General features: G+C 43.8%; 3 protein-coding genes. 2 read left to right on the plus strand and 1 reads right to left on the minus strand.

From position 1 onward, the window contains the following. Positions 1-403: 403 nt before the first annotated feature. Positions 404-1,315, minus strand: coding sequence for a UV DNA damage repair endonuclease UvsE (gene uvsE, locus HQK80_16030; GenBank protein ID MBF0223701.1), 912 nt, complete (start codon positions 1,313-1,315; stop codon positions 404-406). A 138-nt stretch (positions 1,316-1,453) separates the two neighbouring features. Here uvsE and HQK80_16035 point away from each other — a divergent pair, with 138 nt between their 5' ends. Continuing rightward, positions 1,454-1,915: a transposase gene (locus HQK80_16035; GenBank protein ID MBF0223702.1), complete on the plus strand. Its 462-nt coding sequence runs from the start codon at positions 1,454-1,456 to the stop codon at positions 1,913-1,915. Then, a complete protein-coding gene (locus HQK80_16040) occupies positions 1,891-2,973 on the plus strand; it encodes an IS3 family transposase (protein MBF0223703.1) in 1,083 nt (360 codons plus the stop codon). The genes HQK80_16035 and HQK80_16040 overlap by 25 nt, the downstream gene beginning before the upstream one ends. The last annotated feature ends 537 nt before the right edge of the window (positions 2,974-3,510 follow it).

The following is a 3,510-nucleotide window of genomic DNA, read 5'->3' on the forward strand; positions in this document are numbered from 1 at the left end:
GGTCGGAGAAAAGTAACCCGCCATATCCTGTGTTTTCACGAAATTCCTTGAAGTGCTCGGGATTACCCGATCCAATTACGATGAGATCGACCTTACTTTGCCTGAACCGTTCTGCGTTATGTGCAAGACCAGCAACCTGCTGACGACAGAAGACTCAGCCAAAATGCCTGACAAACACTAAAACCGCTGTCCTTTGGCCCCAAAGGGATGATAAGTTTACCTGTTCTCCCTGCTCATTTAGAACGTTCAGATCACCAAGATCTTCAGTTGAAATACTTTTATCTGTCATTGTTTAATCCCTGTTGCGTTTATGCTTTCAAAGTAAAGTTCAAGTTCCATTTTTATTTTCCTTTTTTAACTATTGTTTTAACAGTATTTTTACTTCGGGACCTTTAAAAAACCATTAGAGCATTTCTATATCTTTCATCAATCGTTTTATAGCGAGTTCTTTTCCCTTTGCCTCCACTTCTAAGGTTATATTCAGAGATATCCAGTTTTTAGGCAAATCATTGATATCGATAAAATCGTGGTGTTTTCTGGGGTTGGAAGCCCCCCAGCCATCTTTAGGCGATGATATATGAAACAATGGCTCGCACTCCCAGGTTTTCAAGCTTTCTTCTGTCGCCGCTTCGATACTTAACTTATCCTGAAGGCATCTGTGATGGTGAACATCATACACCATTGGAATATTGAGTTGGGTACACTCTGGCAAGATGTCCATTGGTGAATAACTTCTGTCATCGTTTTCAAGAGTCAGTCTTTTTCTAACCCGGTCAGGCAGTGTTTCGATTGTTTTTATAAGGCGTAACAATGCAGACGGTTTGTCTCCATAAACCCCGCCTGCATGAATGTTGATCACATCAGCATTAACCCATTCTGCTACCTGAGCCTGGTATTCAAGATCCAGAATGGACCTGCTAACCACATCCGGATTGGGTGATGACAGGATAATAAACTGGTCGGGATGGAAGGTTGTCCGGATGTCATGTTTTTGACTAAAGATGCCGCATGCTTTGAAAGCATTGATAATCTCATCTGAACCGGGAAGCTCTGCAATATCGTAGCCCATCTCGGGGTGTGTCTTTAAAGGAAGGATCTGGCTGTTTATCCGAAAGGAGCCAATTTTATTCTCACGGCAAAATTCAAGTGCTTTTAACAGGCTTTCAGCATTCTCGGCGCATAAACGGGCCAGGCGTTGTTTCCGCTGTTCTTCGGTAAACCGAGTAATATATTTAACCGTTGTTCTTCGAAATTTAATAGGGTGCTCTTTGAATACACAGCAAAGTCCAAGTCTCAATAATGCCTCTCCTGAAATTGTTATTTCGGTTATTAAATGATGCGCTAAGCCCAAAACACCCCCTGTGTCAGGGTAAGTTGTCGCCTCAAATGGAAATCACCCAGGGGGGCATTGAGGTAAAATTTTATGGGCTACCCTTTGTCAATGAAACAAGCTGTGATAAGAAAAGTTCGTATGGGCAATCAAACCCAGGATCAGATAGCAAAAGAAGCCGGTATAGGTCGTTCAACACTGACGTATTGGTTGAAACATTATAAGACAAATGGAGAGATCAAGATGAGCAGACTGGAAAATCGACCTTGTGACTGGAGTGGATCCGATCGTATTGAGGCGTTAATGACAACTGGAACTATGTCTGAAGAAGAACGACTCCGCTGGTGTCGTGGAAAGGGTTTGTTTGCTCATAACCTTGATGAATGGAAAAAAGATGCCATCCGTTCTCTATTGACGAAGACACCCGGAAACAGTGGAGATAAAGAGTCCCGACGGCTGAAAAAAGAACTCTCTGTTTTGAAAAAAGAGCTGGACCGCAAGGATAAAGCCCTTGCGGAAACAGCCGCCTTGTTGGTCCTTAAAAAAAAAGCGGACTTTATCTGGGGGGCAGAGGGGGACGATTAATCCCGGAATCTGATAAAAAAGAGGCGCTGGAGCTGATTGAGGAGGCCTGCAATTCAGGCGCACGGCAATGTAAGGCGTGTGAATTGCTTGGTGTGGCCCCCCGCACATTACAGCGCTGGCAGGACAGAAAAGAGGAACTTTCAGATCAACGAAAGGGCTCACGGGCTGCTCCTGCCAACAAAATCAGTGACTTGGAACGGCAGGAGGTTCTCAGAGTGTTGAACTCAGCCGAGTTCGGGGATTCCAATCCCCACCAGATTGTTCCTACTCTTGCTGATCAGGGGATGTATATTGGATCTGAGTCAAGTCTGTACAGGATATTGAAAGAGGAAAACCTCAATACTCACAGACAGCCCAGTAAAGCGGGCACCCGTAAACGCCCGGATCCCCATGTCGCCACAGCGCCTAATCAAGTGTGGTCATGGGATATTACATATCTCGCTTCAACCATCAAAGGTATCTTTTTTTACCAATATATGGTGATCGACATATACAGTCGTAAAGCAGTTGCCTGCCAGGTTTATGATTCTGAATCCGCAGATCGGGCAGCCGCTTTAATTGAAGATGCCTGTCTTCGTGAAGGCATCACACCTGACACGCTGACGCTTCATTCCGATAACGGTTCTCCCATGAGAGGCTGTACAATGCTGGAAAAACTTAGAGAACTGGGCGTATCAGCATCCTTCAGTCGCCCCTCGGTCAGTGATGACAATCCGTTTTCAGAGTCCTTATTTCGAACTGAGAAATATCGACCGAATTATCCCGAAAGTCCTTTTGATACTCTGACAATTGCACGGGAATGGTCATATGCTTTCGTGGAATGGTATAACAACAAACATTTGCATAGTGGGATCAGGTTTGTAACACCGGCAGAGAGGCATTCGGGAAAAGATGTTGAGATTCTGTACAAACGTCGGCAGGTATATGAAAATGCAAGGAAACGCCATCCGGAGCGTTGGTCTGGAAAGACACGAAATTGGGATCCCATTACGGAAGTCACCTTAAATAAAGGAAAAAACACTAAAATGGCTGGATCCCTTGGGCAAAAAAGTGCCTGATTTAGACTTTCAGGCGCTATGCAATCAGAATCTACGATAAGAGCCAGCAAAAGATTCTCGTGGCCGAGAATGGGCCCCAAAAAGCTCGTCGGAGGACATGAGAAACTTTTGCGGGTGCCACGACATATTTTCTGATTCGGAGAGAAAAAACGGCAAACACCAATTACTAATTTTTTTTAACCTTTGGCGACAACATGCTTGACATCTACCGAACAGCGGAATTCCCCTATCTGTAGATGCCAAGCAAGTTGTCATGCACACTAAAAAGGGTTTTGGGGAGTTGCCATTGAGTTTGGAAACCCAAGACTACTTGCCCCAGTCTGCAGCAATCCTCTTTTCAAATCAAGTCATGATTAGTTTTGAGATCATTAAAAAAATATTTTATCCCAAAAAAATTCTTGACCCTGTGTCTATTTTCTGGAGAAAGGAGTACATAAGGCTTCTGTTTGATTTTTTCCTAAAGCCGTAATTTAGATTGATCCATTTTGTTAACAAAAAGTTCAATACAAATGAATAAAGGATAATGAGATGTCAGAA

The sequence above is a fragment of the Desulfobulbaceae bacterium genome, from assembly GCA_015231515.1.
Lineage (GTDB): Bacteria > Desulfobacterota > Desulfobulbia > Desulfobulbales > VMSU01 > JADGBM01.